The sequence below is a fragment of the Streptomyces sp. CBMA152 genome (assembly GCF_014596475.1).
GTDB lineage: Bacteria > Actinomycetota > Actinomycetes > Streptomycetales > Streptomycetaceae > Streptomyces.
This window is the reverse complement of sequence record NZ_MECJ01000002.1, coordinates 232,878-258,091: the sequence shown is the minus strand read 5'-3', so window position 1 is coordinate 258,091 and position 25,214 is coordinate 232,878. Positions and strand designations below refer to the sequence as shown.

General features: G+C 70.8%; 19 protein-coding genes and 1 pseudogene. 7 read left to right on the top strand and 13 right to left on the bottom strand.

The window, feature by feature from the left end; all coding sequences use genetic code 11:
* Positions 1-46: 46 nt before the first annotated feature.
* Together BG418_RS02115 and BG418_RS02110 are read left to right on the top strand one after the other, a co-directional pair.
* Positions 47-829 (top strand): VOC family protein, encoded by a 783-nt coding sequence (locus BG418_RS02115; RefSeq protein ID WP_188271894.1) that lies wholly within the window; start codon positions 47-49, stop codon positions 827-829.
* 183 nt (positions 830-1,012) lie between these two features.
* Positions 1,013-1,768, top strand: a complete 756-nt coding sequence (locus BG418_RS02110; protein ID WP_188271893.1) for a dienelactone hydrolase family protein — start codon at positions 1,013-1,015, stop codon at positions 1,766-1,768.
* Positions 1,769-1,832: 64 nt separating this feature from the next.
* Here BG418_RS02110 and BG418_RS02105 read toward each other — a convergent pair whose 3' ends face one another.
* The 8 genes and pseudogenes from BG418_RS02105 to BG418_RS02070 form a co-directional block, all read right to left on the bottom strand.
* Positions 1,833-3,239 (bottom strand): FtsW/RodA/SpoVE family cell cycle protein, encoded by a 1,407-nt coding sequence (locus BG418_RS02105; RefSeq protein ID WP_188271892.1) that lies wholly within the window; start codon positions 3,237-3,239, stop codon positions 1,833-1,835.
* 140 nt (positions 3,240-3,379) lie between these two features.
* Positions 3,380-4,726: a M1 family metallopeptidase gene (locus BG418_RS02100; protein WP_188271891.1), complete on the bottom strand. Its 1,347-nt coding sequence runs from the start codon at positions 4,724-4,726 to the stop codon at positions 3,380-3,382.
* 148 nt (positions 4,727-4,874) lie between these two features.
* On the bottom strand, positions 4,875-8,813 hold the full coding sequence (locus BG418_RS02095; protein ID WP_188271890.1) for a Pls/PosA family non-ribosomal peptide synthetase: 3,939 nt from the start codon (positions 8,811-8,813) through the stop codon (positions 4,875-4,877).
* Positions 8,814-9,051: 238 nt separating this feature from the next.
* Positions 9,052-9,186, bottom strand: a pseudogene (locus BG418_RS02090) (FtsW/RodA/SpoVE family cell cycle protein); the annotation flags it as partial.
* Positions 9,187-9,204: 18 nt separating this feature from the next.
* Positions 9,205-9,780 (bottom strand): TerD family protein, encoded by a 576-nt coding sequence (locus BG418_RS02085; protein ID WP_188271888.1) that lies wholly within the window; start codon positions 9,778-9,780, stop codon positions 9,205-9,207.
* A gap of 82 nt (positions 9,781-9,862) precedes the next feature.
* A complete protein-coding gene (locus tag BG418_RS02080) occupies positions 9,863-10,537 on the bottom strand; it encodes a hypothetical protein (protein WP_188271887.1) in 675 nt (224 codons plus the stop codon).
* Positions 10,538-10,680: 143 nt separating this feature from the next.
* The gene (locus BG418_RS02075) at positions 10,681-11,343 is read right to left on the bottom strand and encodes a transglycosylase SLT domain-containing protein (protein ID WP_188271886.1); all 663 of its coding nucleotides are present in this window, start codon (positions 11,341-11,343) and stop codon (positions 10,681-10,683) included.
* 50 nt (positions 11,344-11,393) lie between these two features.
* Positions 11,394-11,744 carry a metalloregulator ArsR/SmtB family transcription factor gene (locus BG418_RS02070; protein ID WP_188271885.1) on the bottom strand — a complete coding sequence of 117 codons (351 nt, stop codon included), beginning with the start codon at positions 11,742-11,744 and terminating at the stop codon, positions 11,394-11,396.
* Positions 11,745-12,138: 394 nt separating this feature from the next.
* On the opposite strand from BG418_RS02070, the gene BG418_RS02065 reads away from it, so the two are divergent.
* Positions 12,139-12,597, top strand: coding sequence for a hypothetical protein (locus BG418_RS02065; protein WP_188271884.1), 459 nt, complete (start codon positions 12,139-12,141; stop codon positions 12,595-12,597).
* A gap of 37 nt (positions 12,598-12,634) precedes the next feature.
* Here BG418_RS02065 and BG418_RS02060 read toward each other — a convergent pair whose 3' ends face one another.
* Positions 12,635-13,105 carry an SLATT domain-containing protein gene (locus tag BG418_RS02060; RefSeq protein ID WP_317453466.1) on the bottom strand — a complete coding sequence of 157 codons (471 nt, stop codon included), beginning with the start codon at positions 13,103-13,105 and terminating at the stop codon, positions 12,635-12,637.
* Between the two features lie 107 nt (positions 13,106-13,212).
* Between BG418_RS02060 and BG418_RS02055 the strand changes: the two genes are divergently transcribed.
* Positions 13,213-14,751, top strand: coding sequence for an alpha/beta hydrolase (locus BG418_RS02055; protein ID WP_188271882.1), 1,539 nt, complete (start codon positions 13,213-13,215; stop codon positions 14,749-14,751).
* Between the two features lie 295 nt (positions 14,752-15,046).
* On the top strand, positions 15,047-15,625 hold the full coding sequence (locus BG418_RS02050) for a hypothetical protein (protein ID WP_188271881.1): 579 nt from the start codon (positions 15,047-15,049) through the stop codon (positions 15,623-15,625).
* A gap of 96 nt (positions 15,626-15,721) precedes the next feature.
* Here BG418_RS02050 and BG418_RS02045 read toward each other — a convergent pair whose 3' ends face one another.
* Positions 15,722-16,183 carry a MarR family winged helix-turn-helix transcriptional regulator gene (locus tag BG418_RS02045; protein ID WP_188271880.1) on the bottom strand — a complete coding sequence of 154 codons (462 nt, stop codon included), beginning with the start codon at positions 16,181-16,183 and terminating at the stop codon, positions 15,722-15,724.
* Positions 16,184-16,280: 97 nt separating this feature from the next.
* Between BG418_RS02045 and BG418_RS02040 the strand changes: the two genes are divergently transcribed.
* Positions 16,281-17,132, top strand: a complete 852-nt coding sequence (locus BG418_RS02040; RefSeq protein ID WP_188271879.1) for an SDR family NAD(P)-dependent oxidoreductase — start codon at positions 16,281-16,283, stop codon at positions 17,130-17,132.
* On the opposite strand, the gene BG418_RS02035 is transcribed toward BG418_RS02040, so the two are convergent.
* The 3 genes from BG418_RS02035 to BG418_RS02025 all read right to left on the bottom strand — a co-directional run bounded on the left by BG418_RS02035 (position 17,110) and on the right by BG418_RS02025 (position 24,073).
* A complete protein-coding gene (locus BG418_RS02035; protein ID WP_188271878.1) occupies positions 17,110-21,759 on the bottom strand; it encodes a hypothetical protein in 4,650 nt (1,549 codons plus the stop codon). The two genes, BG418_RS02040 and BG418_RS02035, sit on opposite strands and share 23 nt — an antisense overlap.
* Positions 21,760-21,883: 124 nt before the next feature.
* A complete protein-coding gene (locus BG418_RS02030) occupies positions 21,884-22,963 on the bottom strand; it encodes a S1 family peptidase (protein WP_188271877.1) in 1,080 nt (359 codons plus the stop codon).
* 234 nt (positions 22,964-23,197) lie between these two features.
* Complete coding sequence (locus BG418_RS02025) at positions 23,198-24,073, bottom strand: NAD(P)-dependent oxidoreductase (protein WP_188271876.1); 876 nt, start codon at positions 24,071-24,073, stop codon at positions 23,198-23,200.
* 234 nt (positions 24,074-24,307) lie between these two features.
* On the opposite strand from BG418_RS02025, the gene BG418_RS02020 reads away from it, so the two are divergent.
* Positions 24,308-25,132, top strand: coding sequence for a hypothetical protein (locus BG418_RS02020; protein WP_223184209.1), 825 nt, complete (start codon positions 24,308-24,310; stop codon positions 25,130-25,132).
* Positions 25,133-25,214: the final 82 nt, after the last annotated feature.

Genomic DNA, 25,214 nt, shown 5'->3' with positions numbered 1-25,214 from the left:
GGCATCGTGGCAGGCGTCCTCGTACCGGAACCGCAGGAGGAAACACATGCTCGGCACCGATTTCCGCACCGGCTCGCCCAACTGGATCGACCTCGGCAGCCCCGACACGACCCGGGCCGCCGCGTTCTACGGCGCGGTCTTCGGGTGGCAGTTCGCCTCCGCCGGGCCCGAGGCCGGTGGGTACGGGTTCTTCCAGCTGGGCGGCAAGACCGTGGGCGCGCTGGGGCCGCTGTCGGAGGACGGTGCCAAGTCGGCCTGGACGACGTACTTCCAGAGCGATGACATCCAGTCCACCGCACGTGACGTGGTCGCCGCGGGAGGTGCCGTGCGGGCCGAGCCCATGGACGTCATGGGCGAGGGGTGGCTGGCCCAGTTCACCGACCCGCAGGGCGCGCAGTTCGCGGTGTGGCAGCCCGGGAAGACCAAGGGCCTGGAGAAGACGTCCGAGGACAACACCCTGGTGTGGACGGAGCTGCACGTTCCGGACCCGGTACGCGCCATCGACTTCTACAACGGCCTGTTCGGCTGGCGGTCCGAGGAGATGCAGGCACCAGGGATGGTCTACCGGGTGCTCAGCATCAAGGACGGCGAGCAGCGGGAAGCCTCCTTCGGCGGAGTGGCCGCGCTCCAGGAGGGGCAGCGGGATCCGAGCTGGGTGCCGTACTTCGCCGTCGCCGACGCCGACGTCATCGTGACCAAGGTGCAGGAGAACGACGGATCGGTGCTCATGCCGGCCGCCGATGTACCCGACGTCGGCCGCATCGCCTGGCTGGCCGACCCGTACGGCGCGGTGTTCGCCGTCCTGAAGCCGAACCCGCGACAGGGCTGAGCCCGAAGCGGCGGAACGCCGAAAGCCGTGGACCGGCAGGTCAGCTGCCGGTCCACGGCTTTTTCGCCAAGCTGTACATGACGGTCCGTCAAAGACGTGACAAAGGTCAACTGCGATGCCCTGATGCCATGTTGGTCGCCTATCCTGCCGAGAGGATTCAGCAGGATTGAAGGAGAATTCACCATGGCCACCGTGCACGGAACCGATATCGACGTCCCCACCCCGGACGGCATCGCCGACGCCTATCTCACCCACCCCGACGACGGCGCCCCGCACCCGGCGGTCCTGCTCTACATGGACGCGTTCGGGCTGCGCCCCCACCTCAAGAAGATGGCGGACCGCATAGCCGCGGCCGGATACACCGTACTGGTGCCCAACCTCTTCTACCGTGCCGGCCGTGCGCCGCTGTTCGGGCTGCCCGACTTCATCGACCCGGCGGAGCGCCCCAACCTCTTCGAGGAGATCACCCCGTTCCTCTTCGCCCTCACCCCCGAACTGGCCATGCGTGACGCGGAGGCCTACCTCTCGTGGCTCGCCGCGTCGCCCCTGACCACCGACGGACCGGCGGGCGTCACCGGCTACTGCATGGGCGGCAACATCGCCCTGCGCACCGCGGGCACCCATCCCACGCGCGTCGCGGCCGCCGCCTGTTTCCACGGCGGACGGCTGGCCAACGACGCCCCCGACAGCCCCCATCTGCTCGCCGGGAACATCACCGCCGAGCTGTACTTCGGGCACGCGGACCAGGACGGGGGCAACCCGGCGGAGCAGATCGACCACCTGGAGAAGACCCTCTCGGCGGCGGGTGTCCGCCACAGCGGCGGCATCTACCCGGGCGCCCAGCACGGGTTCACCCAGGCCGACACCGCCGCGTACGACGCGGAGGCGGACAAGCGCCACTGGGAGGACCTGCTGGCGCTGTTCGCGCGCACTCTCTGACGGAGCGTCAGGCACGGAGCACCGGGCGGGGAACTCGCGCAGCCGATGACCCCGCCCGGACCCGTCAACCCGTCGGCTGAACCACCCGCGTGAGGATCGTCGCGTTCCCCTCCGGCTGCGTCGAAGCCCGTCCCGCGCTGTCGCTGACCTTGAGCAGCAGTGCCACAAGGAGCCAGTTCGCGACGGACGAGGAGCCGCCCTGGGCCAGGAACGGCAGGGCCTTGCCGGTCAGCGGGATCAGGCCGGTGACACCACCCGCGACCACGAACACCTGGAGCGCGATGGTGGTGGCGAGGCCCAGGGCCAGGAGCTTGCCGAACGGGTCGGTGGTCGCGAGGGCGGTACGCAGTCCGCGCTCGACCAGCAGGACGTACAGCATCAGGACGAGGATCACTCCGGCCGATCCGAGCTCCTCGCCGATGGTGGTGAGGATGAAGTCGCTGCGCCCGGCGAACCCGATCAGCCAGGGTTCGCCCCGGCCGAGTCCGGTGCCGGTGAGTCCGCCGTGGCCGAAGCTGAACATCGCCTGCGCGGCCTGGTCGGAGACGAGGCCCGCCGGGCGCCGGTCGGGCGGGAGATAGATGTCGAAGGGGTGCAGCCAGGCCACCACGCGGCCGTGGACGTGCGGTTCCAGCGACCCGACCACCACCGCGCCCACCGCCGCCATCACCACACCGAAGATCACCCAACTGGTGCGCTCGGTGGCCGCGTAGAGCATGAGCACGAACACACCGAAGAAGATCAGCGAGGTGCCCAGGTCGCGCTCGAAGACCAGGACCAGCAGGCTGAGCACCCAGACGGCGATGACCGGTCCCGCGTTGCGGCCCCGGGGCAGACTGATGCCCGCGACCTTGCGTCCGGCCAGGGCCAGCGCGTCCCGGTTGACGGTGAGGTATCCCGCGAAGAACACCACGATGCTGATCTTCACGAACTCACCGGGCTGGAACGACACCGGCCCCAGGAAGATCCAGCGTTTGGCGCCGTAGGTGTCGCCGGGGAAGAACGCCGGCGCCATCAGGAGCAGCAGGGCCGTCGCCATGACCACATACGTATAGCGCTGGAGCACCCGGTGATGGTTGAGGGCGACGATGATCGCGATCAGCACACCGACGCCGACGGCCGTCCACATGACCTGTCCGGGCGCGGCGGAGGTGGCGTGGTAGTGGGTCTTGTACGAGTCGTCGAGCCGGTCGATCACCACCAGACCGAGACCGCTGAGCATCACGGTGACCGGCAGGATCAGCGGGTCGGCGTAGCGGGCGAAGCGCCGTACCGCCAGGTGCGCGGTGAGCGCGAGCGCGCCCAGACCGAGGCTGTAGCCCCAGAACCCGGAGGGCAGCGAGTCGTGCATGGCCAGGCCCACCGAGGCATGGCCGAACATCGCGATGAGGACGGCGAGGACGACCAGCACCAGTTCGGTGTTGCGGCGCCGGGCCGTCCAATCGCGTACGCCCGCGCCGCTGTTCGACATGTTCACTCGTCCCCCGGCCCGGTGTGGTCAGCACCCGTTCACGGAATGGTCCGCGAAGCGAATGACTTGCATAGTTGCGCAATATAGCAAGAATGTGGAGAGGTGCGCTCCGCCGGTGCGAGCGTACGGCGGTGTGCCGGTCACTCGTCGCTCGGCAGCGGCGGCAGCCGCTTCTCGTACAGCCACGGGTGGAAGAAATCACTGAGGCTTCGGCCCGCGTGCCGTTCGGCGAGGGCGATGAATTCGTCCGTCCCGGCGTTGCGATGGCGGTATTCGGTCGCCCACGCCCGCAGCGTCGCGAAGAACCGCTCGTCGCCGATCGTGGTGCGCAGCGCGTGGAGGGTGCAGGCGCCCCGTGAGTACACCCGCTCGTCGAAGAGCTTGGCCGGGCCCGGGTCGCCGATCCGCACCCGCTGGCTGTCGTCGGCGAGGTCGGCCCAGTTCGCCGCCGCGCAGTCATCGGCGTCGGCGTCACCGCACTCTTCCGACCACAGCCACTCGCAGTAGGTGGCGAACCCCTCGTTCAGCCAGATGTGCCGCCACTCGGTGAGTCCGACGCTGTTGCCGAACCAGTGGTGGGCCAGCTCATGGGCGACCAGGTGTTCACTGCCGCGCTTGCCGTCCAGGTGGTTGGCGCCGAAGAGGGAGTATGTCTGGTTCTCCACCGGCTGGTCCAACTCGGCCTCCACCACGACCGATCCGTACACCTCGAAGGGATACGGTCCGAAGTGGCGCTCGAAGAGCCGCATCATCTGGGGCTGGCGTCCGAAGTCGTGCGCGAACGCCGCCGCCATACGGGGCGGGTAGGCGTTGCGGATCGGCACCGGGCCGCCGTGCTGCTCGCTGAAGGCGAACCGGCCGATGTTGAGCGTCGCCAGATAGCTCGCCATCGGCCTGCGGTGTTCATACGTCCACGTCGAATGCCCCGCCTTCGCCGGACTGCGCTCGCTCAGCGTCCCGTTGGCGACCACCTGATGCCCGTCGGGAACCGTCACCGCCATCCGGTACGCGGCCTTGCTGCCGGGGCGGTCGTTGCAGGGGAACCACGACGACGCCCCCAGCGGCTGGCTGGCCACCAGGACACCGGTGGGGGTGTAGTCCCAGCCGATGTCGCCGTACGGGGTGCGCAGCGGCCGGGGCCTGCCCGAGTAGCGCACCTCGGCGGTGAACGACTGCCCGGGCCGCAGCCCGCTCGGCGCGTCGATCCACAACTTGCCCCGCCGGTGCCGGAACCGGGTGTCCACCCCGTCCAGGCTCACCGCGCTCACCCCGAGCGCGGCCGACAGATCGAGGCCGATGCGCTCGACGGCCGCCTCGGCCGTGGCGGTCACCCGCGCGACACCCGTCAGGGTGCGCTGCGACGGGAGGTAGGCCAGTCGCAGGTCGTACGCGGTGGGGTGGAACGCGGGGTCGCCGTGGCGGGGGAAGTAGTGGCCGGTCGCCTGGGCGCGGCGCTCTTCGGCCTGGGTCACTCCATCGGCGTCCATCCGGCCTCCACCCGTCGATGCGGCGTACACAGGGAGCGACAGCGCGCCGGTGACGAACGCCCGACGAGTCCAGCCACACACGGTTTGTCTCCTTGAAGGGTTCGCGGGGGCCCGCCCGCGGCACGCGAGCGGGCCCTCTGACATGACGTCACACTGCGGCGGTCGCCGGTTCGTTGCTCTGCGGCGTCCACGCGGAGACCGGGTTGCCCAGCCAGCGGGTGTCGGCCGGAACCTGCTCGCCGCGCATCACCAGCGACGACGGGCCGACCACCGAGGTGGCGCCGATCGACGAGCCGGGCAGCACGATCGAGTGCGGGCCGAGCGTGGCGCCCCGGCCGAGGTGGACCTCGTCGATGCGCATCAGCCGGTCGTGGAACAGGTGCGTCTGCAGCACACAGCCCCGGTTGACGCTCGCACCGTCGTCGAGCCGCACCAGATCCGTCTCGGGCAGCCAGTGGCTCTCGCACCACACCCCGCGCCCGATACGCGCGCCCAGCGTCCGCATCCAGGTGTTGAGGAAAGGCGTTCCGATCAGGGAGCTGCCCAGCCAGGGCATGGCGAGCTCCTCGACGAAGGTGTCGAACAGCTCGTTGCGCCACACGAACGAGCTCCACAGCGGGTGTTCACCCTGGCGGAACCGGCCCACCAGGAGCCACTTCGCGACCGTCGTGGTCAGACACGCCACCACTCCGGTCACCAGCATCAACGCACCGGCCAGCGCGGACGCCAGGGCCCAGCCGTCGAGGTTGACGACTTCCTGAAGGACGACGAACGACACATCGGCGAGTATCGCGCTGCACAACAGCGGTATGACACGGCACAGTTCGACCGCCGCGCGGGCCAGCACCAGACGCCTGGGCGGCTCGAAGGTACGGCTGACATCGCCCGTGTCCGCGCTGCGCGCCACGGTGAATCCGGGCCTGCCGAGCCAGGACGAGCCGGGTTCGGCGTGTGCGGGCGCGTCGGACAGTACGCCGACGAGCGCGCCGTCGGGCAGGTCGCGGCCCGGTCCGACGATGCCGGAGTTGCCGACGAACGCCCGCCGTCCGACGCTCGCCTTGCCCAGCCGCAGCCAGCCGCCGCGTGTCTCGTACGGTGCGATCAGGGTGTCGTCCGCGAGGAACGCACCCTCCTCGACCGTCATCAGGCTCGGCAGCGTGAGCACGGTGGACAGCTCCGCTCGCCGCCCCACCCGCGCGCCGAGCAGACGCAGCCATACGGGGGTGAACAGGCTGGCGTAGAAGGGGAAGAGAGAGCCCCGGGCCTGGTCCATCAGGCGTGCGGTGACCCAGGCGCACCAGGCCGCCTTGCCGTGCGCCGGATGGAAACCGGGCTTGAGCGCCCGTGCGGCCAGCCGGACCACGACCACCAGCAGAGCGGCGTAGCAGGTCGCGCTGAGCACGGTCAGGATCGGCGCGGTCCACAGCAGATCTCCGAGCAGCACGCCGAGCGAGCTGTCATGTCCGGCGACCTCGTAGAGGAACGCCAGGGCCGGAACCATCGCAAGCAGTGGCAGGACGTTGAAACCGAGCAGCGCGGCCGCGTACGCCCAGTGCCAGCGCCGGGGATTGCGGCGATGGCGGCGGTGGTGGCGGGGCGGAGCGGGCCAGTCGCTGCCCGCCGGGGCCGCGGCCGCGTCGCGCCGGGCGGGCACACCGACCCAGCGCTCGTACGGGGGCACCGCGCCGTCGAGGGAGGCTCCGGGCGCGAGCTCGGCGCCCTCGCCCACCTGCGCGCCGGGGAAGAGCATCGAGCGCGTCGCCACCCGGGCGCCGGCCCCGATGCGTACCTCGCCGAGACGCAGCACGTCACCGTCGAGCCACCAGCCGGAGAGATCGGACTCCGGCTCGATCGAGCAGCCGTCGCCGAGGCGGGCGAGGCCCGTCACCGGCGGCATGGTGTGCAGCACGATGTCGCGGCCGACGTCACAGCCGAGCGCACGTGCGTACACCGAGGCCCATGGCGTGCCGAGCAGTGCCGGGACGCCGAAGGTAGCCACCACCCGCTCGGCCGCCCACAGCCGCAGATGGGTGGCGCCGCCCCGGGGGTAGTCGCCCGGGCGCATGCCCCGGGTGAGCAGGCGGGCCAGGCCCGCGCCGATGCCGAGGCGGGCGGGGGCGCTGTAGAGCAGGACCCAGCCGCCGATCACCACCCACCAGGAGGTGTGCGGGGCCCAGGGCAGCGGGCCGATCATGTTGTCGAGGGTGGCGAGCGCGAGCAGCCAGCGGAGCCCGGTCACGGTGAACAGCACGGCCAGGACGAGGCTTTGGACCGCTCCGACGTGACGCGGCGTCGGCTTCACCTCACGGCGGGCCGCACCGCGCATGCCGAACGAGTCGAGCCGGTCCGCGAGCGCGAGCAGACCCGAGCAGTGGTACACGTCCGCCACGGAGACCGCCGGATAGCGGTCGCGCAGCGCGGTGACCAGCTTGGCGGCGCCGAGGCTGGTGCCGCCGAGCACGAAGAAGTCCGCGTCCGCCGTCACCGGCATGCCCAGCAGGTCCTGCCAGAGCGTCGCGAGCCAGGCCGCGGTGCCTTCCAGCGGCTGCCCCGCGCTGTCGTCCGCACCCATTGAGGACTGGGGCAGCGGCCAGGGCAGGGCGTTGCGGTCGACCTTGCCGGAGGTGCGGGTGGGCAGGTCGCCGACGAGCGCGAGGACGGGGACCAGGGCCTGCGGCAGCCGTTCGAGCAGCTGACGCCGGGCGGCGCCGGTGTCCAGGCCGCCATTGGCTGACGGTCTATCAGGTACGAGATAGCCGACGAGGATCTGGGCGCCGCTCCCTGTCGTACGCACTGCGGCAGCGGCCGCCCGGACCCCGGGCAGCGCCTGCAACGCGGCGTCGATCTCGCCGAGTTCGATACGGCGTCCGGCGATCTTCACCTGTTCGTCGGCGCGGCCGAGGTAGATCAGCCCCTCGGGTTCCGCGCGGACCAGGTCGCCGCTGCGGTAGGCGCGGCGGCCCTCCAGGGCGGGGTGGGCCGCGAACTTCTCGGCGTCCTTGACGGGGTCGAGGTAGCGGGCGGTGCCGACGCCCCCGATGACCAGTTCACCGCTCGCACCCCACGGCACGGGGTGGCCCTGGGTGTCGACGACCGCGAGCTGCCAGCCGTCCAGCGGTGTTCCGATACGTACGGGCTCACCGGGCAGGCACCGGGCCGCGCAGGCGACCACGGTGGCTTCGGTGGGGCCGTAGGTGTTCCACATCTCGCGTCCGCCGCCGAGCCGGTCCACCAGTTCGGCCGGGCAGGCCTCGCCGCCGACGATCAGCAGCCGCACCCGGTCGAGCGCGGCGGGCGGCCAGAGCGCCACGAGCGTGGGCACGGTCGACACCACGGTGATACCCCGCTCGACCAGCCACGGCCCGAGGTCGACGCCCGCACGCACCAGCGAGCGCGGCGCCGGGACCAGACAGGCACCGTGCCGCCAGGCGAGCCACATCTCCTCGCAGGAGGCGTCGAACGCCACCGAAAGCCCGGCCAGCACACGGTCGCCGGGGCCCAGCGGCGCGTTCTGGAGGAACAGCCGGGCCTCGGCGTCGACGAACGCGGCGGCGGAGCGATGGCTGACGGCCACGCCCTTGGGCACCCCGGTGGTCCCGGAGGTGAAGATGATCCACGCGTCGTCGTCCAGCGACGGCCTGCGGCGAATCGCCTGCGGCGCCGTCTCGTAACGCGGGAGCACCGAGAGTCCGGCGCCGACGACCGCGCACACCGCGGCCTCGGACCAGATCATCTCGGCGCGCTCTTCACCTTCGTCGGCGTCGACCGGCACATAGGCCGCACCTGCGTGGAGCACCGCGAGGATGGCCACATACAGGTCGGTGGTGCCGGAGGGCACACGTATGCCGACCCGGTCCCCCACCCCGATGCCCTGCGCTCTGAACTTGGCTGCCAGCTCGCCGACTTCGGCCATCAGGGTGCGGTAGTCGAGCACTCTGTTCCCGGCTTCCAGGGCGGGCGCCGCGGGGTGGGTCCGTGCGGTCGTCTCCAGGACGTCGAGAAGTGTGCGAGCGGCGGGCGGCGGAACGGGCTGCCAGAGTGCCCCGGTGGTGGGGCGAGCTGTCAGCAGCTCCTGCGGATGTGTCATCCGTCGCACCGAGGCGGGGTATGGCGGTTGCGGGTTCAAGGCAGGTTTCCTTTGGAATTGTGCTCCGCGCGTGCGGACGCGGGCTGAACGTATTGAGAGATGCGCGATGAGCGGCCGTGGTTCGTATCTCAACGACAAACAGCGCACCAAGAGTCGGCCGACTCTTCGCCAAATCCGTTCGAATCAAAGGAAACCAGGGGTCAATTCTGTGTTCAGCCTGTGACGGTTCGCCGGGACCTTATCGGACCCTTATCATTTGGAGCAAACCCACGGCGATCCAGCCGGTGAACAGGGAAGAACCTCCGTAGCCGGCGAAAGGCAGCGGCATGCCGGTCACCGGCATGATCCCGAAGTTCATGCCGATGTTTTCGAAATGCCGCCGCCGAGACGCTCAGACGTTGACGCCGTAATCGGACGCGATCCCCGCGAGGCCCGAGGCATACCCCTGGCCGACGGCGCGGAACTTCCACTCGCCGCCGTGGCGGTACAGCTCGCCGAACACCATCGCGGTCTCGGTCGAGGCGTCCTCGCTCAGGTCGTACCGGGCCAGCTCCGCGTTGCCGGCCTGGTTGACCACACGGATGTACGCGTTGCGGACCTGGCCGAAGCTCTGGCCCCGGGCGTTCGCGTCGTGGATGGAGACCGGAAAGACGATCTTCGCGACGTTTGCGGGCACACGCGACAGGTCGACGTTGATGGACTCGTCGTCGCCCTCGCCCTCACCGGTGAGGTTGTCGCCGGTGTGCTGGACGGAGCCGTCCGGGCTGGTCAGGTTGTTGTAGAAGACGAAGTGCTGATCGGAGACGACCTTGCCGGCCTCCGTGCACAGCAGCGCGCTGGCGTCGAGGTCGTGGTCGGCTCCGGTGGTGGTCCGCACGTCCCAGCCGAGGGCGACCGTCACGGCGCTCAGGCCGGGTGCCTCCTTGCTCAGCGAAACGTTGCCGCCCTTGGACAGGGTCACTCCCACGGTCTTCCTCCAGTGCGTCGAGTCCGTCGAGTCCTGCTGCGCCCGTCACTATAGTTACATCACTTGCGCAATCACTAAAATATCAACGGCGCGTCTCGGTGTCCGACGCCGCCCGCCGCTCCTCACCTATACGACGACGCAGATACGGGAGCACTCCGCGTTCGAGCAACGCCTGGCGCCATACGGCCTGTTCACGCCGGGCGCGGTCGAACGCGTCCGCCGCCGGTTCGGCCATGGCCGCCGGGGTGTTGTGCGCGGCCGCCATCAGGAGCCGGGCGAGCACGACGGCCGCACCCGCTCCGGCGACCAGGGCGAATCCCCACCCCCACGTCTGCAACTCGTCGGCGAGCAGCGGATGCAGCCCCACGAGTTCCAGGCTGTGGCCGATGAGAAGGAAGGCGGCCGCGGCGACGGCGCTCAGCGCGGGTATGAAAAAGGTGAGCGCGGACAGCAACTCGGCGCGCGCACTGGTGACTTGCTCGCCGTCGCGCCACGAGGCGCTCGGATCCGACACTCCTCCGTCGGAATCGGACTCGGCGACGGCGCTCGCCCGGAGGTACACGCGATACTCGACGACCGCCATCTCGGCGATCACCTCCCGATCGCGCAGCGCCTGGGCCCGCAGCCACTCGGGGCGGACGGTTACGGAGGCATCGCGCAGCGCCGCACGTATCTCCGGTGAATCGAGGGCCTGTTGGAGGACGTGGGCGAAGACCGGCCTGTCCTGCGCCCGCAGCCCGTCCCCGTCGCGCGCCATTCCCCACCCCCAAGCCCTCGCACGCCCCGCCCGACCGGCGGCAGGCGTTCCCGCCGGACACCATACTTCAAGCATTGCGCAACTTTTAAAGTGTTGCCGAGAGCGGGGCGGCACAAAAGGGGAAGAAGGGGGTATTTCGGGCGTCAGTCGCGCACGGCAGTGCCTGCTTTGTCCCAGTTGTTGTGCAGTGTGTCGAGATACGACTGGGCCTGGCTGCCCGGCCGGACGCCGCGGGCGAAGGCCAGCATGTTGCCACCGCCCGCGTTGTACCCCATCGCGAGCAGCTCGTCCTTGGTGCGTGCGCCGGTCCAGTGCGCGGGCAGCTGCTTCGCCAGGTCGTGCAGATGCCAGGCAGCCGCCTCGACGGCCAGGGTGCGGTCGTCGGGCAGCTCGTCCCACCGCCGGTCGGCGAAGTCGCGGCCGCGCTTGGTGTCGTCGAAGGCGGCCCGGTGCATATTGGCGATGCCGAAGGCGGAGTCGGTCTTGTAGCGCTGCCAGGACCGTTCGAAGTCGGGGTCGTGCGGTTTGTAGGACTCGTTGTAGAGGATCGCCATCAGCAGCTGCGCGCTGACGCCCGCCTTCTTCGCGTACGTACGCACCTGCGGGGCGTAGTCGGCGGGGTCGTACGCGGTGTGCTTGTCGGCGGAGGCCGTGCGGCTCGCCGACGGGGTGGGTTTGACGGAACTCTGCGGGGCCGCGCTCTTCGTGTCCGGACCGTCGCCACCGCGCGCCCACGCCCAGAGGGCGAGCGCGAGGACCGGAAGCACCAGCCACCAACCCAGCCCACGCCTGCGGCGCTCGGCCATCACCGACCCCCTCCTCTGCCCTTGTGCCCCACCGTCATCACCGTCGTATCTCAGCCGAGGCCGCGCAGTCGGCGTTCGGGCTCCTCGACGGGCTCGGTCAGCTGCCCCATCACCAGCCGGACGATCGAGACCATATGAGGATCGTCGACGAAGTAGATCTGCCGCCGGCCCTCGCGCCGCGCGCGGACGAGGCCCGCGAGCTTCAGCTTGGTCAGATGCTGGCTCACCGCGGGCAGGGCGCCCCCGACGCGTTCCGCGAGCCCGGTGACATCGCTCTCGCCCTGCGCCAGGGCCCATACGATGTGCAGCCGCGCGGGCGAGGCCAGCAGGCCGAACACGGCGGCCGCCTCCGCCAGCACTTCGGCAGGCGGGTCCTCGACATGGCCGTTGCGTGCCGTCACGTTCGCTCTCCCGTTTCCGCCCGGACCACGTCCCCGGGCCCGGCACGCCCCCAGTCTAGGCGCCGCGCGCCGCGCCTTTGCAGGGCGCACAACTCACCTGGCCGCACAGCCCTCTCGGAGGTCGGCCACAGGAGGCGCATTCCCCGGCGAGCACACGGACCGTCCGTCGCGCCATACCCAGAACTCGGGATACCGGACGACTTTCGCATCGACCTAGCGTGGCAGTGCTCGGCGACGTTCTCGCCGCCGCACCCGGTCAGGGATTTGATGGGCTCATGACATCACGGTACGGCATCACCGTATGACGTCGGTCACGACAGCTCCATCGCACCTTTGCGCCACCCATGAATTCCCGTCCGACACTCCACTTTCACCAGAACAGAAAGGAACCACCATGCGGATTTCCTCGCAGGCCAAGCGCTCGCTGACCGGTGTGCTGGGCGTGACGGCCGTGGCCGCCGCGCTCCTGACCGCTCCCGGGATCGCCTCGGCGGACACCACCCCGAAGTCGTCCTCCAGCTCCGCCCCCTCCGGCAACAGCGCCCGGGAGAACCACTCCGCCGCCACGCTGGTGAGCAAGAGAGCCTTCGGCGCGACCTCGTTCACCCAGACCAACTGCTACACCGGGGTGAACGACGGCCAGACCATACCCTGGTACGGCGCCCCCGTGTCGGCCGGACAGCCGGTGACCGCCTCCGCGTCCGAGGCTGGCGGCGGCCTGCCCTCCCAGGAGTTCGTCGGCGACGCGCACGTCTACTCGGAGAACGTCACCGTGGTCAACAGCGCGGTACTGGTCCGCGTACACACCGGCTGGGGCGCGCCGCTCGGCATCTGCCTCCACTTCACGGGCTGAACCGGACGTAACGGACTCGCCTCAAGTCGGCTGAACCCTACGGCAGTTGACTGCCCATGAGTGGCCCGGGCTGCCGTCCGCGCCGACTGGCCGCCCAGCTTTGCAGTTCGGTCGTCGCCACCGTCTCGACCTCTTCGAGGAGGCGTCGGCGGACGGACTCGTCCCGTTGCTCCTCGGGGACGAGACGGTAGCGGCGGACCGCCAGGTGCAGCCTCGACCAGGCCTCCGAGGCGAGCACATGGCGCTCCGCGTGACCGAAGACCTGGCGGAATCCACCGATGAAGACGGTCATTCCCGCGAGGGTGGCCGTGACGGCGGCGGGAGCCTGGATGCCCGCCGCCACCACGGTCGCGGCACCGGTCAGCAGCGCGCCCAGTTCGGTGCCCCAGTGCCACCGGCGGGCGCGGTCGCGACAGCGCGCGTACCAGTCGAGGTCCGTGAGGGCCTGGTCCAGCAACGGGTCGTCAACTGGCGTGGGCGGCGGTGGCGTTCGTCGGTTTCTCGGCACGTGACCATGGTGCCCGAACCGGCGCCTGGCGCAATCGCACTGTGCCGCAGTGACCATTTTGCGCAATCCGCCCGAAGGCGCACTTAACAGGAACTACGCTCCGTGGCATGAAGCTCGCGTACCGCAATCGCCTCCACTTCCGGGCGACGACGGCCCTGGTCGCCGCGCTGTCACTCACCGCCGCCCTTCCGGCCTCGGCCGCCGCCGACCACTCGCTCGACCGCTACTACCGCCAGTCCCCGGCCTGGAAGTCCTGTGTGCGCAACGCCGAGGACACCCCGGGCAAGCAGCTCGACGCCCTGGGCGCGCGGTGCGCGGCCGTGAAGGTCCCCCCCGACTACACGCACCCGGGCGGCCGTACGATCTCCGTCGCGGTCGCGGTCATCCCGGCCACCGACCGCGCCCACCGGATCGGCGCCCTCGTGGTGAACGAGGGCGGCCCGGGTGACCCGGCCATCGACTACCTGACGACCCGTCACACCGCGCTCAAGAAGGTCGCCGCACGATTCGACCTGGTGGGCATCGACCCCCGGTTCGTCGGCCGCAACGCGCCCCTCGAATGCCGCTGGCCCACCTCCACGTATATGCGCGCGGCCGGTGTCGACCGTGCCGATTTCCTCCGCATGACGGCCTTCCAGCGCGGCCTGGCCGCGAAGTGCCGACGCAACGCGGGCGATCTGCTGCCGTACGCGTCGAGCCGGAACGCCGCCCGGGACATGGACGTGGTGCGCGGCGTACTCGGCCGACGGCGGATCTCCTACCTCGGGATCTCGTACGGTACGTACCTCGGCGAGGTGTACACCGCGATGTTCCCGGGCCGCACCGACCGGGTCGTCTTCGACGGCGTCCACGAGCCGCGCCACCTCGCGCCCTGGGCGGAGTACGGAACCGAGCAGGCCAACGAGAACGCCCTGCGCCACTGGGCGACTTGGGCCGCCACCGACAACGCCGCCTACGGCCTCGGCAGCACGGCGGACGCGGTGCTCGCCACCGTCGACCGCGTCCAGGCCGCCGCCGTGCGAAAACCGCTCGTGGTGGGCACGTACAAACTCGACCGGCATGCGGTGCCGCTCCTGATGTACGGGGTGCTCGGCGAGGACCTGCGGCAGACCGACCAGGACATCGCCGTCATGGTCCGCACCTTGAAGCGGGCCGCCGAGACCGGGCGGGCGGAGCCGGACCCGGGCCTCGCGGAGTTGCTGCCGTCGCTGTTCACCGGCCAGGACTCCGCGTACGGCAGCACACAGACGGCATATCTCTGCGCCGACACACCCGGCCCACGCGACCCGGAGGTGTTCTGGCGGGCCGTCGAGCACAGCCGCGCACACCACCCGCTCTTCGGCCCGCTCTTCAACGACATCACCCCGTGCGCCTTCTGGACACGGCCGCCCGAGCGGCCGACCGTGGTCGACAACGACGTCCCGGCGCTGCTCGTCAACTCCACGGGTGATCCGCGCGTCCTCTACTCCGAGGCCCAGGCCATGCACACCCGCTGGCCCAGCTCCCGCCTGCTCACCGTACGGAACTCCGACCGTCACGCGGTCTACGGCCTGACCTACGCCAACGCCTGTGTCAATGACACGGTCAACACCTATCTCGCCTCCGGACGACTGCCGTCCGCCGATCTCACGTGTACGGGCGGGTAGCGCGCTGCTTCGGCGGTACGACGCCGAGCGCGGAGCTCGCCACCATGCAGCCGCTCAGGGACATGGAACCCGAGACCGTCCCGCCGGGCCGGACCAGGCGGCCCTGGAACACCTTCTCGCGGCCTTCGAACCGTAGCCGCGACCGGGGCCGAAAACGTCGGAGCGGAGGGTGGTCCGATCCTTGGCTGGTTCGAGCCCTGTCACTGTTCGCCGCCCGCTGCTTGGCTTCGTCCCTAGATGACGGAGCTTCAGGTCCGTTCGTCAGGGGGATCACTCATCGACTGAGGGGGCGGCCATGGCCGACGTACTCAAGTACGGCGACAGGGTCCACATCCAGAACGGCTACAACGGCTGGAAGGGCGGGTACCTCGACACCAACGGCGGGAGCAGCCAGACAGGCGCCCTGTACGGCGTCTCCACCACGGAGACCCCCGCGCGCGCCACGGGCACCGGCACCTGGGAGATCATCTCCGCCGCCGGGAAGAAGACCGGCGAGCAGGTGATGAGCGGTGACGTCATCCACCTGCGCAACCTCTACGCCAACGACGGCGGGTACCTGGACACCAACGGCGGGGCCTCACCGTCCCAGACCGCGGCGGCCAAGTACGACGTGACGACCAACAAGGACAAGGACCGGGCGGGGGCGGGCACCGCGAGCTGGCGGATCTTCGCCCAGACCTCGGCCCCCGCCGACCAGGCCGTACGGGTCAACGACGTCGTCATCCTGTGGAACCTCTACTCGCCGACCGGGAGCTTCCTGGAGACCAACGGCGGCACCACGGCGTCCGGCGGCAAGTACGACGTGTGCACCAGCGCCTACTGGAACCGGTCGAGCAACGTCGGCGACTGGCGGCTGATCAAGGCCCAGGCGTAACCGCGTCGCACGGCTCCCGCCGCTTCCCGACCGGAATCGGTGACATCACACGGCCACCGCCGTTCTGGCGGTGGCCGTTGTGGTGAGGGGGCGGCGTCACGCGTCGCGAGGCTGCTTGAGCTTGGCCCAGATCGTTTCCAGGGCCTCGATGTCGCTGTCGTCCAGCCGGTCGTCGAAGACGTCGGCCAGCGTGGACCGGCGGGTGGCGTCGGCCTCGGCGAAGGCGCGCCGCCCGGCGTCGGTGAGGGCGATCCGTACGGAACGGGCGTCCGTCTCCGACGGGACGCGGGCCACCAGGCCGCGCGCCTGGAGGGAGTCGACCACGCGGGAGACCTGGCTGCGGCTGAGCAGCGTCTTGGCGCCCAGGTCGGAGGCGGCGACCGGCTCGCTCTGGCCGTGCAGCCACAGCATCACCTCGAACCAGGAGAGCGGCAGCTCATGCGCCCGGACCAGGGCCTGGTCCACCCGGGCGCTGAGCGTCGCCCCGGCCCACACCAGCCCGTAAAAGGCGTGGTCGCGGGGGGTGAGCTCGCCCAGGGTGAGGTCGTTGTGCGCCATGCCGCCACCCTACCTGTTTGCGTGTACGTACACACAATCGTATGGTGTGTGTGCACGCACAGATATCCCCTGCTTGTCCGAGCGGAGAAAAGACCTCATGAGCACCACGAACAACAACACTGTTCTGATCACCGGCACCTCGTCGGGAATCGGCCTGGCCGCCGCCGTCGGAGCCGCGAAGGCGGGCTGGCACACCGTCGCCACCATGCGGGACACCGGGCGGGCTGACGCCCTGCTCGCCGCGGCCGCCGAGGCGGGCGTCGCCGACCTGCTCCAGGTCAAGCAGCTCGACGTGACCGATCCCGCCTCCGTCGCCCGATGCCTGGACGAGGTCGTCGCCGAGCACGGCCGGCTCGACGCCGTGGTGAACAACGCGGGCGCCGGGTTCCTCGGCACCGTCGAGCAGAACGGTATGGACCCGGTTCGCGCCGCCATGGAGGTCAACTACTTCGGCGTCGTCGAGGTGACCCGTGCCGCCCTCCCCCATCTGCGCGCCTCGCACGGCCGCGTCATCACCGTCACGAGCGTCGGCGGCGTGGTGGGCCAGCCCTTCAATGAGGCGTACTGCGCCGCGAAGTTCGCGGTCGAGGGCTTCATGGAGTCACTGGCGCCCGTCGCCGCGACCACCGGCGTCGGCGTCATTCTGGTCGAACCGGGCGCGGTGGCCAGCGAGTTCGTCGCCAGCCAGCAGCTCGACGTCCCCGCGCTGCTCACCGCCGCCGGGCCCTACGCCCCGGCCCTGGAGGCGTACATCAACCGCGCCCGGAAGTCCTTCGACAACGCCCAGACGTCGGCCGAGGCCGCGGCGCCCGTGATCAGCGCGCTCGCCGCCGAGCGGCCGCCGCTGCGGATCCAGACCTCCGACTGGGCCCGCGACTTCGTGGCCACCAAGCTCGCCGACCTCGACGGCTCGGCCGTCCAGTCCCTCACGACGACCTGGGTCCGCTGACCGCCCACGCCCGGGCGAACAACTCGTGCGGCGGCAGCGGGGGCAGAAGTCGGACGAACGGGCCGTAGGGCCGTTTCCCCAGCACAACCGTCAGATGGGCAGCGGCCTTCGCCTCCTCCAACGGGAGGTCCGGCGCGTTCACCTCCGTCCATGGGCCGGGGAGGAACGCCGTGCGCCCCGCCCGGGCCCGTTTGTCGCTCTCCACCACACCGGCCGCCACCAGCTCCGCCTGGGCCGCCTTGTGCCGGGCTGCCGACCAGCCGTTCCAGCGGCGGACGTTCTTGTCGGTGGGCCGGGCGAGCGCCAGGAGTTGGAGGTACAGGGCGGCTGCGTCCGCACCGACACCGAGGGACCGCGCGGCCTCGGCGACCAGGTCCGGGGTGCTGAGCGCCGGGTTCATCTCGTACCCGCCCGGGGAGACCGGCGTCGCGGCCGCACGCGCGGCCATCCGGTCCAGCCCGTCGAACGTCCCCCGGAGCCTGACGATGTCCTCCCGCAGCCAGGGCAGCTTCACCTCGTCGCAGAACCGCAGCGCCCGCTCCACCCGCTCCGGCTCGGCGAGCATCGCCGATCGCACGAACACCTCACCCCGGGGCACGGCGACGACCAGCAGCCCGTCGTCGTAGACCGTGGATATGTCGGTGGCGTCGTCCGCCAGGGGCTTGGGGCAGGGCAGTATCTCGCCCCGGTACGGCGCGAACTCCGCGTCGCCGGCCACCGCCCGCGCGAGCGGGGCGTACTGGCCGATGGGGATCAGCGTCCGAGGATCGTCGAACCGCGCCCGCAGCTGCTCGTACAGCTTCACGGCGCCCTCGGCGGTCGGATCTCCGACCGGCCGCTCGGTCAGCGCCCAGGCCACGACGGACGCGGCCTCCTTGTGCGCGGGCCGGGTCCACGGCACCCACGCCCCGGCCGTGCCGTCGGGATCGACGTGGTGCACGTCGATCCCGCCGTCCCTGTTGCGTACGAGTACGGATCCGTTGGTGCCGGGCAGTGCGTCGCCGGACGCTCCGTCACTCGCCGAAGCGGCGCCAGTCGTCAGCGTGCGCGCCCAGACGTCGCTCAGCCCCAGGTCCGCCTCAAGGGCGGCGGCCAACTCCTCGTCCATGTAAAGCTTCGCGCCCAGCAGTTCGGCCCATACGGCAGCCATCCGCTCCGCCGCCGCACTCACGCCGCCAGGCGCCCACAGCTCGGCCGGATCCTGCGGCACGCCCGCCGCGAGGACCGCGCCCCGGCCCGCCGCGCCGAGCCGCTGGCAGGACGCGCCGTACTCCCCCACCAGGTTCTGGTTCACCTTGGGCAGCGCCATGCCCAGCATCTTGAGGTGGTCGTCGTACCGCTCCCGCTGGGGCAGGCCGACGAGTACCAGGGCCGCGATCGAGCGGCGCACTCCCGTACGCGCGCAGAAGAGCGCCACCGCCTCGGGCGGTACGACGAGCGGCCCGTGCTGTGCCACGAGCTCAAGGAGCCGGGGCAGGCGTACGCGGTCGTCCCCGGCGACCGTGGAGGTCTCGCACTCCTCCGCCGCTGCGGGAGCCGGGTCGGCTGCCCGCTGGAGGAAGCGGGCCAACCCGCCGCGCGTGGCGCCCGACGCCACGGTCTCTCCGGCGGACCGGCATGCGGCAAGCTCCCCGTCGGGCGCCCGGCCGGTGCGCCAGACTCCACCCGGTTCGGCGAACGGCTGCCCGCTCCATGTCTCAAGGAGGGCCGACAGTGCCGCGCGCTCCTCGGTGGAGGTCGTCTCGACGGCGACGCGCCAGGCCACCGCGTCGATCCGGCCCACCAACACAGCCCACTCGGCCGGTTCGGCGGGCAGCGCAAGGCGTCGCGTCTCGTCGTCGATCTCGCCGCGCAGGTAACGGCCGTCCGCCGCGATCGCCGTCTGCAACGCGGGGTGCGCCTGGGGCACATGTGCCTCGTACGGAAGGAGGTCGGGCAGCAGCCCGCACAGCGCGGGGGTGAGCACGGTGTCCGCCACGGGGTTGGCCGGCGCCACCACCGGGCCCGACCGCATGATGCCCACGCGCCGGGACAGCTCCTCGCGGCGGTGCAGCACATCGGCGGCCAGTCGCGCCGCCCTCAACACGCCCTTGATGACCGTCGGTTCGGTCACTTCGGGCAGCATCCGGGCCACCGTGGCCGGGAGGACGTCCGCTCCGCGCCTCTCCTGGACCGCGGCCTCGACCAGCGCCCGTGCCGTGCCGTCCGCCACGGTACGCAGCGTCTTCGAGGAGGACGGGTCGCGCGGGGTGAGGAAGTGCCAGAACGCGGGCGGCGGTACCGGGCCCGCGTCCTCCCCGAACGTCACGGTCCGCTTGCGGCCCGAGCCGGGGAAGCCGTGCACCTGCCACAGCAGTGAGTTGTCCTCGGCAGCGTGGCAGCGGATGCTGTCCTGGCCCACCAGAACCGCGTACTCGCCACCCTCGGGCAGCCCGACAATGCCCCAGGGCCGCCGTCCCGGGCGTCGGCTGCGGTATCGCGCGCTGCGGCCGTCGATGTTCTCCAGCAGGAATGCGGTCGGCGAAGGCCCCGCGTACGGCGTGCGGTTGAGGACCCGGCAGCCGACCAAGCGGCCGTCCTGCCCGAGCGGCGAAGGCGGCGCGTCCTGGGGCAGCGCCGCCAAGGTCTGGCCGTCGCCGAACTCCTCCATTCCCGGCGGCACTTCACGCGCGCGGTGGAAGTCGGGCAGCGTGCGGTCACTGCCGCGCTCCCCCGTCAACGGGTCGACCTGCGTCCAGTCGCCCCGTGAGTGGAACACCTCGGCGCTCCAGAACCGGTGGCCGTCGCTCATCTGGAGCTCGTAGTCCCCGATGCCGTGGCGGTCGCCGGGCCGCAGCACCCGCTCTCCGTCGTGGCGTCCGCCGCCGTCCGGGCTCTCGAACTGGAACCCGAAGCCGCCCTGGGTGATCCCGCCGTACGGCTCAAGGTTCAGGTTCTCCGGCTCGAACACGTCGTCCGGGTGGTCGGCCCAGAAGGCGTGCTCTCCGAAGGAGTACCGCTCGGAGGTCGTCCAGCTCACCAGGAACTGTCCGCCCGCGTAGTGGACGGTGTGCAGGGTCGCGTCGTCGGGCACCCGGAACGTGCAGGTGCCGCGTCGGCCCGCGTGGTCGACGGCGACGGCGCGGTCCGACCCGTACACGGTCAGCACCGGCCACGTGGACGTCACCCGCACCATCTCGTCGGGCCCGAACCCGGCCAGCGCCTCGTCCAGGGCGGGCCAGCCGAGCTCCTCCGGCAGCCCAGCCCGCAGGGCGCGCGCGAGGGGGCCGCTCAGGTCGAGCTCCGCCAGCGCCTCCTCGATGCCGTCCAGAGCCGTGGCCGTCGGCCGGTCCAGCAGGTCGCGCAACTCCTCCAGGGCCTCGTCGGCCGCCGCGAGACCGCCGCCGCGCAACGCACCGAGCAGGCTCTCGATCCTGGTGTGCACCTCGGCGGCGATGCCCTCGTTCTGCGGCAGCCTGGTGATCGCGGTGCCGCCGCCGCGCAGCCCGGCGTGGACCGTGCCCTCCAGGCGGCGCCCGAACACCGCGTCGGCCGCCAGCGCCTTCAGGCCGCGCCGCGACTGCTCGCCCCAGAACTCCAGTCGTACGGCGCCGCCCGGGTCCTCCACCGTCATGCCCTCTGCGAGACAGAGGTCCAGCAGGTCCGCGTCCAGTCCCGGATAGCCGTAGCGGTCCTCATGGAGTCGCACGGGCGTCCCGGCCGCGCGCAGCCGGGGGCCGAACCGGCCCACCAGCTCGAACAGTTCCGGCGGCATCGGCTGTCGCATCACCCCGCCGCCCACGACCTTGCCGTGCGAGTACGCGCGCGTGTACCGCCCCAGCCAGGCGGCGAGCCCGCCCTCCGGGGTCAGCCGCCCGGCGACAACGGCGTCGGCGGCGCCGGAGCGCAGCAGGAGCCGCAGCCAGGCCGAGGCGTCGTTCCTCGTCTCCGGGAACAGGTCAAGGAGACGTGCGTTGACGGCGTCGTCCTGCGGGTGATCGGCGAGCAGTGCGGCGGCCGCGTCCAGCAGTCCGTCGGGCACCGCCTTCCCAGCCGCCGAGGCCAGCAAGTGCCCCAGTACGCGCGCGTCCTCGTCCGTACCGAGACCGGCGGCACGTGCCGACGCTCGAACTCGCCGGGCCAGGTCGGCGGGCAGCTCGCCCGGAGATGCGGCCCAGGCGGTCAGGACCCGTACGTACTCGTCGTGCGCCTCGACAGCGGGCACCACACCGGCCAGCCAGCGCTGATGGTCGTTCAACTCCTTGACCGGAAGCGCTCCTTCGCGGGCATACAGCAGCACGTTCGCCCGGTGCCGGTCCGCGTCCATGGGCAGTTTCTGCTCACGTTCTGCCTTGCGGGCCAGCGTGTACGCGCGCGCCGCCGACCGGGGGTGCCAGGAGATCAGCCGGTGGCCCACCGTGTCCCAGAACCAGGGCAGATGAGCAGGTGGCAGCCGGAGCGCCCGGCGTTCAAGAACGTCGACGCAACGTCCCGTCTTCGGATACGCCGACGCTATGCTCGCGCCCACCTCGTCGACCACCGCGAGCGCGGCGGCTTCCGCGGCGGGGTCGGCGTCGGTGGCCCTGACCCAGTCGACGTAGACCGTCGACCGGCTCGGATCCGAGGGAAGCGGGACGTGAAGGTGCATGTCGTCGATCCTGACATGCCCCACTGACAATCACCGGAACGGCCGGACGGCGACGCCGATGGGTGCGGCGCCGCCGCCCGGGAAGGCTGCGGAAACGGCTTCGGCGAAGGCCTTTTTTAGCGCATCAGCCGATCTGCGCCCCATAAGCGTTCAGTGCGTCCGGCACCGGCTGGAAGAACGTCTCGCCGCCCGAGCTGCAGTCGCCGCTGCCGCCGGAAGTGAGGCCCAGGGCCGTACCGCCGTCGAAGAGCGAGCCGCCGCTGTCGCCGGGCTCGGCACACACGGTGGTGTCGATCAGGCCGTCGACCTGCCCTTCTTGGTACGTCACAGTGGCATTGAGGCCGGTGACCTGGCCGCCGTAGACCCCGGTGGTGGAGCCGCTGCGCTGCACCTGCTCCCCCACGGTGGCGTAGCCGGCGCCGCTGATCGGCTGCGAGGAGCCGTCGTAGGTGTCGACGGCGCTCGGGTGGTCGACGTCGGCGACGTAGCGGACCAGCGCGTAGTCGTGGCCGGGGAAGGTCGAGGCCTCGGTGACCCCGATGTCCGAACCACCCTGCTGGTCGGACCAGTTGGAGACCGCGTTGCCGCAGTGCCCGGCGGTGAGGAAGTACGGCTGACCGCCGACGGTGACGTTGAACCCGAGGGAGCAGCGCGCACTGCTGCCCCAGATCGCGTCGCCGCCCGCGATGAGCGGCCGGAACCGTCCGGGCGTGGTCTTCAGTACGGCCGTGTCACCGAGGCCGCGCACCACCTTGGACAGCTTGGCCAGCCGTTCGCCGGTGACCGTGCGGTCCGCCTTGACGACGATCTTGTTGGTGACGGGATCCATCGACCAGGCCGTCCCGGGGATGGACGCCTTGGCCTTCAACTCCTGGCGTGCGGCGTTCAGTTGGGCCATGGAGTGCTTGACGAGACGGGGCTCGGCTCCCGAGTCGCGAACGGCGTCAGCAGCTCCGTTGTCGACGACATTCACGACGAGCTTGTTGGCCCCTCTGTCGTAGTACGAGCCCGCCGTGCGGCCGAGGAGCGCGCTCTCGACGTGGTGCGCCAACCGGCCCGCCGAGACGGCGGTGAGCCCGTCCGTGCCGGGCGACGCGGGAGCCGCGGTCGCGCTCTGCGTCGCCAGCATGGCGCCCGTGAGCGCCAGGGCTCCGGCCGCGGCTGTGGCCGCGCGCCGCCGCCCGGACGTCGTTCTTTGCTTCATCTCGGTACCTCCAGTGGGGGTTGAGCCCGCCACGGTCTGCCGGGCCCGGAGGACAGCGCCGGTCGGGCACGTCCGCCGGGGTGTCCGGCGTACACGAGATTTATCGCGTCCATGCCAACCAGCAGGGCCGAGTATCGCGAATCATTGCAGCTTTGCGCAAGTGTTGAACTTGGGCCATGTGTACGGCAGTTGATCGCAACCGGATGCCGGTAGGACGTCGGACGTCGGCTCGGGTCAGACCTTGAGCGCCTCGATGGTGGCCGCCCAGTCGTCCGCCCCGTGCCCCTTGGCGATCGCGCGGTCGGCGACGGACTTGATGGCCGCGAGTACGCCCGAGTCGAGGCCGAGGGTGCGCGACAGGTGCAGCAGGTGGTCGACGCTCGCGGTCATCATGGCCAGGTTGGCCTGCGAACCGTCGTACTTCCCCGAGTCGATGGTGACGGCGCTGCCGTCCGTGATGGCCGGCATGATCGAGTCGATGCCGTGGAAGAACGGCGCGATGTCCTTGGCACCCACTCCGTATGCGCGCCCCAGCGCGAAGGCGTGCACCATCCCCGCCATGCATCCGTAGAAGTAGTCGAGCATGGCCAGGTCGTAGACCGCGGCGAGCTTGTGGTCCGCGCCGAGGTAGGCGGCCTGCCCGCTGAGCGCCTTCAACGCGCCCTCGTACGACTCGAAGGCGTCGCGCGCGCCGGAGTACAGGATCAGCCCCTCGGGCGTGCCGACCAGCGGGGTCGGCACCATCACGGCGCCGTCGAGATAGGAGATGCCATGCCGCCCCGCCCACTCGGCGGCCTCCACGGCCCGCTCCGGCGGATACGAGGTGAGGTTGGCGAGAACGCGCCCACGCAGGACGTCCGTCAGCGGTTCGAGAATGGACTTGGAGGCGTCGTGGTCGACGACGGAGACGACCACCAACTCCCCGGCGAGCACGGCCTCTTCGGCACTGGCGGCCCGCACGGCGCCCCGGTCGACCAGTTCCTCTCCCTTGCCGGCGGAACGGTTCCAGATGGTGGTGGGGTGCCCGGCGGCAAGGAAGGCACCGGCAAGGGCCTGCCCCATCGCGCCGAGGCCGAGAACGGTAACGGGTGCAAGATCATTGTTCGTCATGCCCCTATGGTTCGGGCAGGTCCCGATACCCCACAAGTACCGACTTTTTAGTCGGATACTGACTTTCAGGAAACCATCCAGGTCAGGGCGGTGCGGGGCATCCCGTCGGATCGGTCGCCGTGGCATAACTGCCTGTCGGGGCCACACCCCTGACGTCGTCTCAGGGTTCGTACGGGGGTGGGTCAGGGCGCTCCCCCATACGGTGAGGGGCGATGCCGGGTGAGGATCTTGGGCATGGAGAACAAGATCTCGACCGCCCACCGCACCAGCCACATCACCGCTCACCGCACCACCCCGGCCGCCCCTCGCCGCGCCGCTGCCGCAGTCGGTACCGTCGCCGCCGCCCTTGCCCTCGTCGGCGCAGCCGCGACCGGGCCCGCCTTCGCGGAGGCGGGCCCGGCTTCCGATCCTGACATCCTCTCGACCGTCGACTACTCCGACTGCCCGCAGGATCTGCCTGCCGGGGTCGATCGTGCCGCGTGGCGGTGTGAAGTGACCGTCACCTATGGGCACATCACGCTCGGCGGGATCGATATGCCCGACATCAAGCCGATCACGCTCGTGCACGCGGAGGGGCCGCTGGCCGATGGCACCTTCGGTCAGGTCTTCGGGTCGCTGCGGGCCGAGCCGACGCCGGTGCCCGGCGGGCTGCTCGGTGGGACGAAGGGGCGGTCGCCCGTGCTCGGCCTCGCCGTACAGCCCGAGTATGGCGGCTACTCCGACTTCCTGGGCACCGCCACGAACAAGGGCGCGCTCGGGATGAAGTTCCGGCTGGTGTCACCGCTCCTCGGCCGGGGGTGCACCATAGGCACCGACGAGAACCCGGTGGACCTGCACCTCAGCAAGGCCGGGCCCAGCACCTGGCTGTCCAAGAATCCGCCGCTGGTCAGGTTCGAGGCGTACGACAACACCTTCACCACCCCGCAGGCCACCGACTGCGGCCCGCTCGGACAGCTGGTCAACCGTCGCGACAAGCTGCCCGCCGGCTCCGGTGCCAACCATCTCTCCTACACCGCGTACTACACCTTCAAGACCTACGATCAGCTCCCCGCCGCCTGACCGGCCCGGCACCGGCTCGCGTCGCAGGCCCCGCAGAGGGACCCTGGAGAGACGGAAAGGGGCAAGCCCTGGAGGTGATCCG

Excerpts from the sequence above, each read along its gene's own strand:
- BG418_RS02115 (WP_188271894.1), top strand. The coding sequence starts at position 47 with ATGCTCGGCACCGATTTCCGCACCGGCTCGCCCAACTGGATCGACCTC.
- BG418_RS02110 (WP_188271893.1), top strand. The coding sequence starts at position 1,013 with ATGGCCACCGTGCACGGAACCGATATCGACGTCCCCACCCCGGACGGC.
- BG418_RS02105 (WP_188271892.1), bottom strand. The coding sequence starts at position 3,239 with ATGTCGAACAGCGGCGCGGGCGTACGCGATTGGACGGCCCGGCGCCGC.
- BG418_RS02100 (WP_188271891.1), bottom strand. The coding sequence starts at position 4,726 with ATGGACGCCGATGGAGTGACCCAGGCCGAAGAGCGCCGCGCCCAGGCG.
- BG418_RS02095 (WP_188271890.1), bottom strand. The coding sequence starts at position 8,813 with ATGACACATCCGCAGGAGCTGCTGACAGCTCGCCCCACCACCGGGGCA.
- BG418_RS02080 (WP_188271887.1), bottom strand. The coding sequence starts at position 10,537 with ATGGCGCGCGACGGGGACGGGCTGCGGGCGCAGGACAGGCCGGTCTTC.
- BG418_RS02075 (WP_188271886.1), bottom strand. The coding sequence starts at position 11,343 with ATGGCCGAGCGCCGCAGGCGTGGGCTGGGTTGGTGGCTGGTGCTTCCG.
- BG418_RS02065 (WP_188271884.1), top strand. The coding sequence starts at position 12,139 with ATGCGGATTTCCTCGCAGGCCAAGCGCTCGCTGACCGGTGTGCTGGGC.
- BG418_RS02055 (WP_188271882.1), top strand. The coding sequence starts at position 13,213 with ATGAAGCTCGCGTACCGCAATCGCCTCCACTTCCGGGCGACGACGGCC.
- BG418_RS02050 (WP_188271881.1), top strand. The coding sequence starts at position 15,047 with ATGGCCGACGTACTCAAGTACGGCGACAGGGTCCACATCCAGAACGGC.
- BG418_RS02045 (WP_188271880.1), bottom strand. The coding sequence starts at position 16,183 with ATGGCGCACAACGACCTCACCCTGGGCGAGCTCACCCCCCGCGACCAC.
- BG418_RS02040 (WP_188271879.1), top strand. The coding sequence starts at position 16,281 with ATGAGCACCACGAACAACAACACTGTTCTGATCACCGGCACCTCGTCG.
- BG418_RS02035 (WP_188271878.1), bottom strand. The coding sequence starts at position 21,759 with ATGCACCTTCACGTCCCGCTTCCCTCGGATCCGAGCCGGTCGACGGTC.
- BG418_RS02030 (WP_188271877.1), bottom strand. The coding sequence starts at position 22,963 with ATGAAGCAAAGAACGACGTCCGGGCGGCGGCGCGCGGCCACAGCCGCG.
- BG418_RS02025 (WP_188271876.1), bottom strand. The coding sequence starts at position 24,073 with ATGACGAACAATGATCTTGCACCCGTTACCGTTCTCGGCCTCGGCGCG.
- BG418_RS02020 (WP_223184209.1), top strand. The coding sequence starts at position 24,308 with ATGGAGAACAAGATCTCGACCGCCCACCGCACCAGCCACATCACCGCT.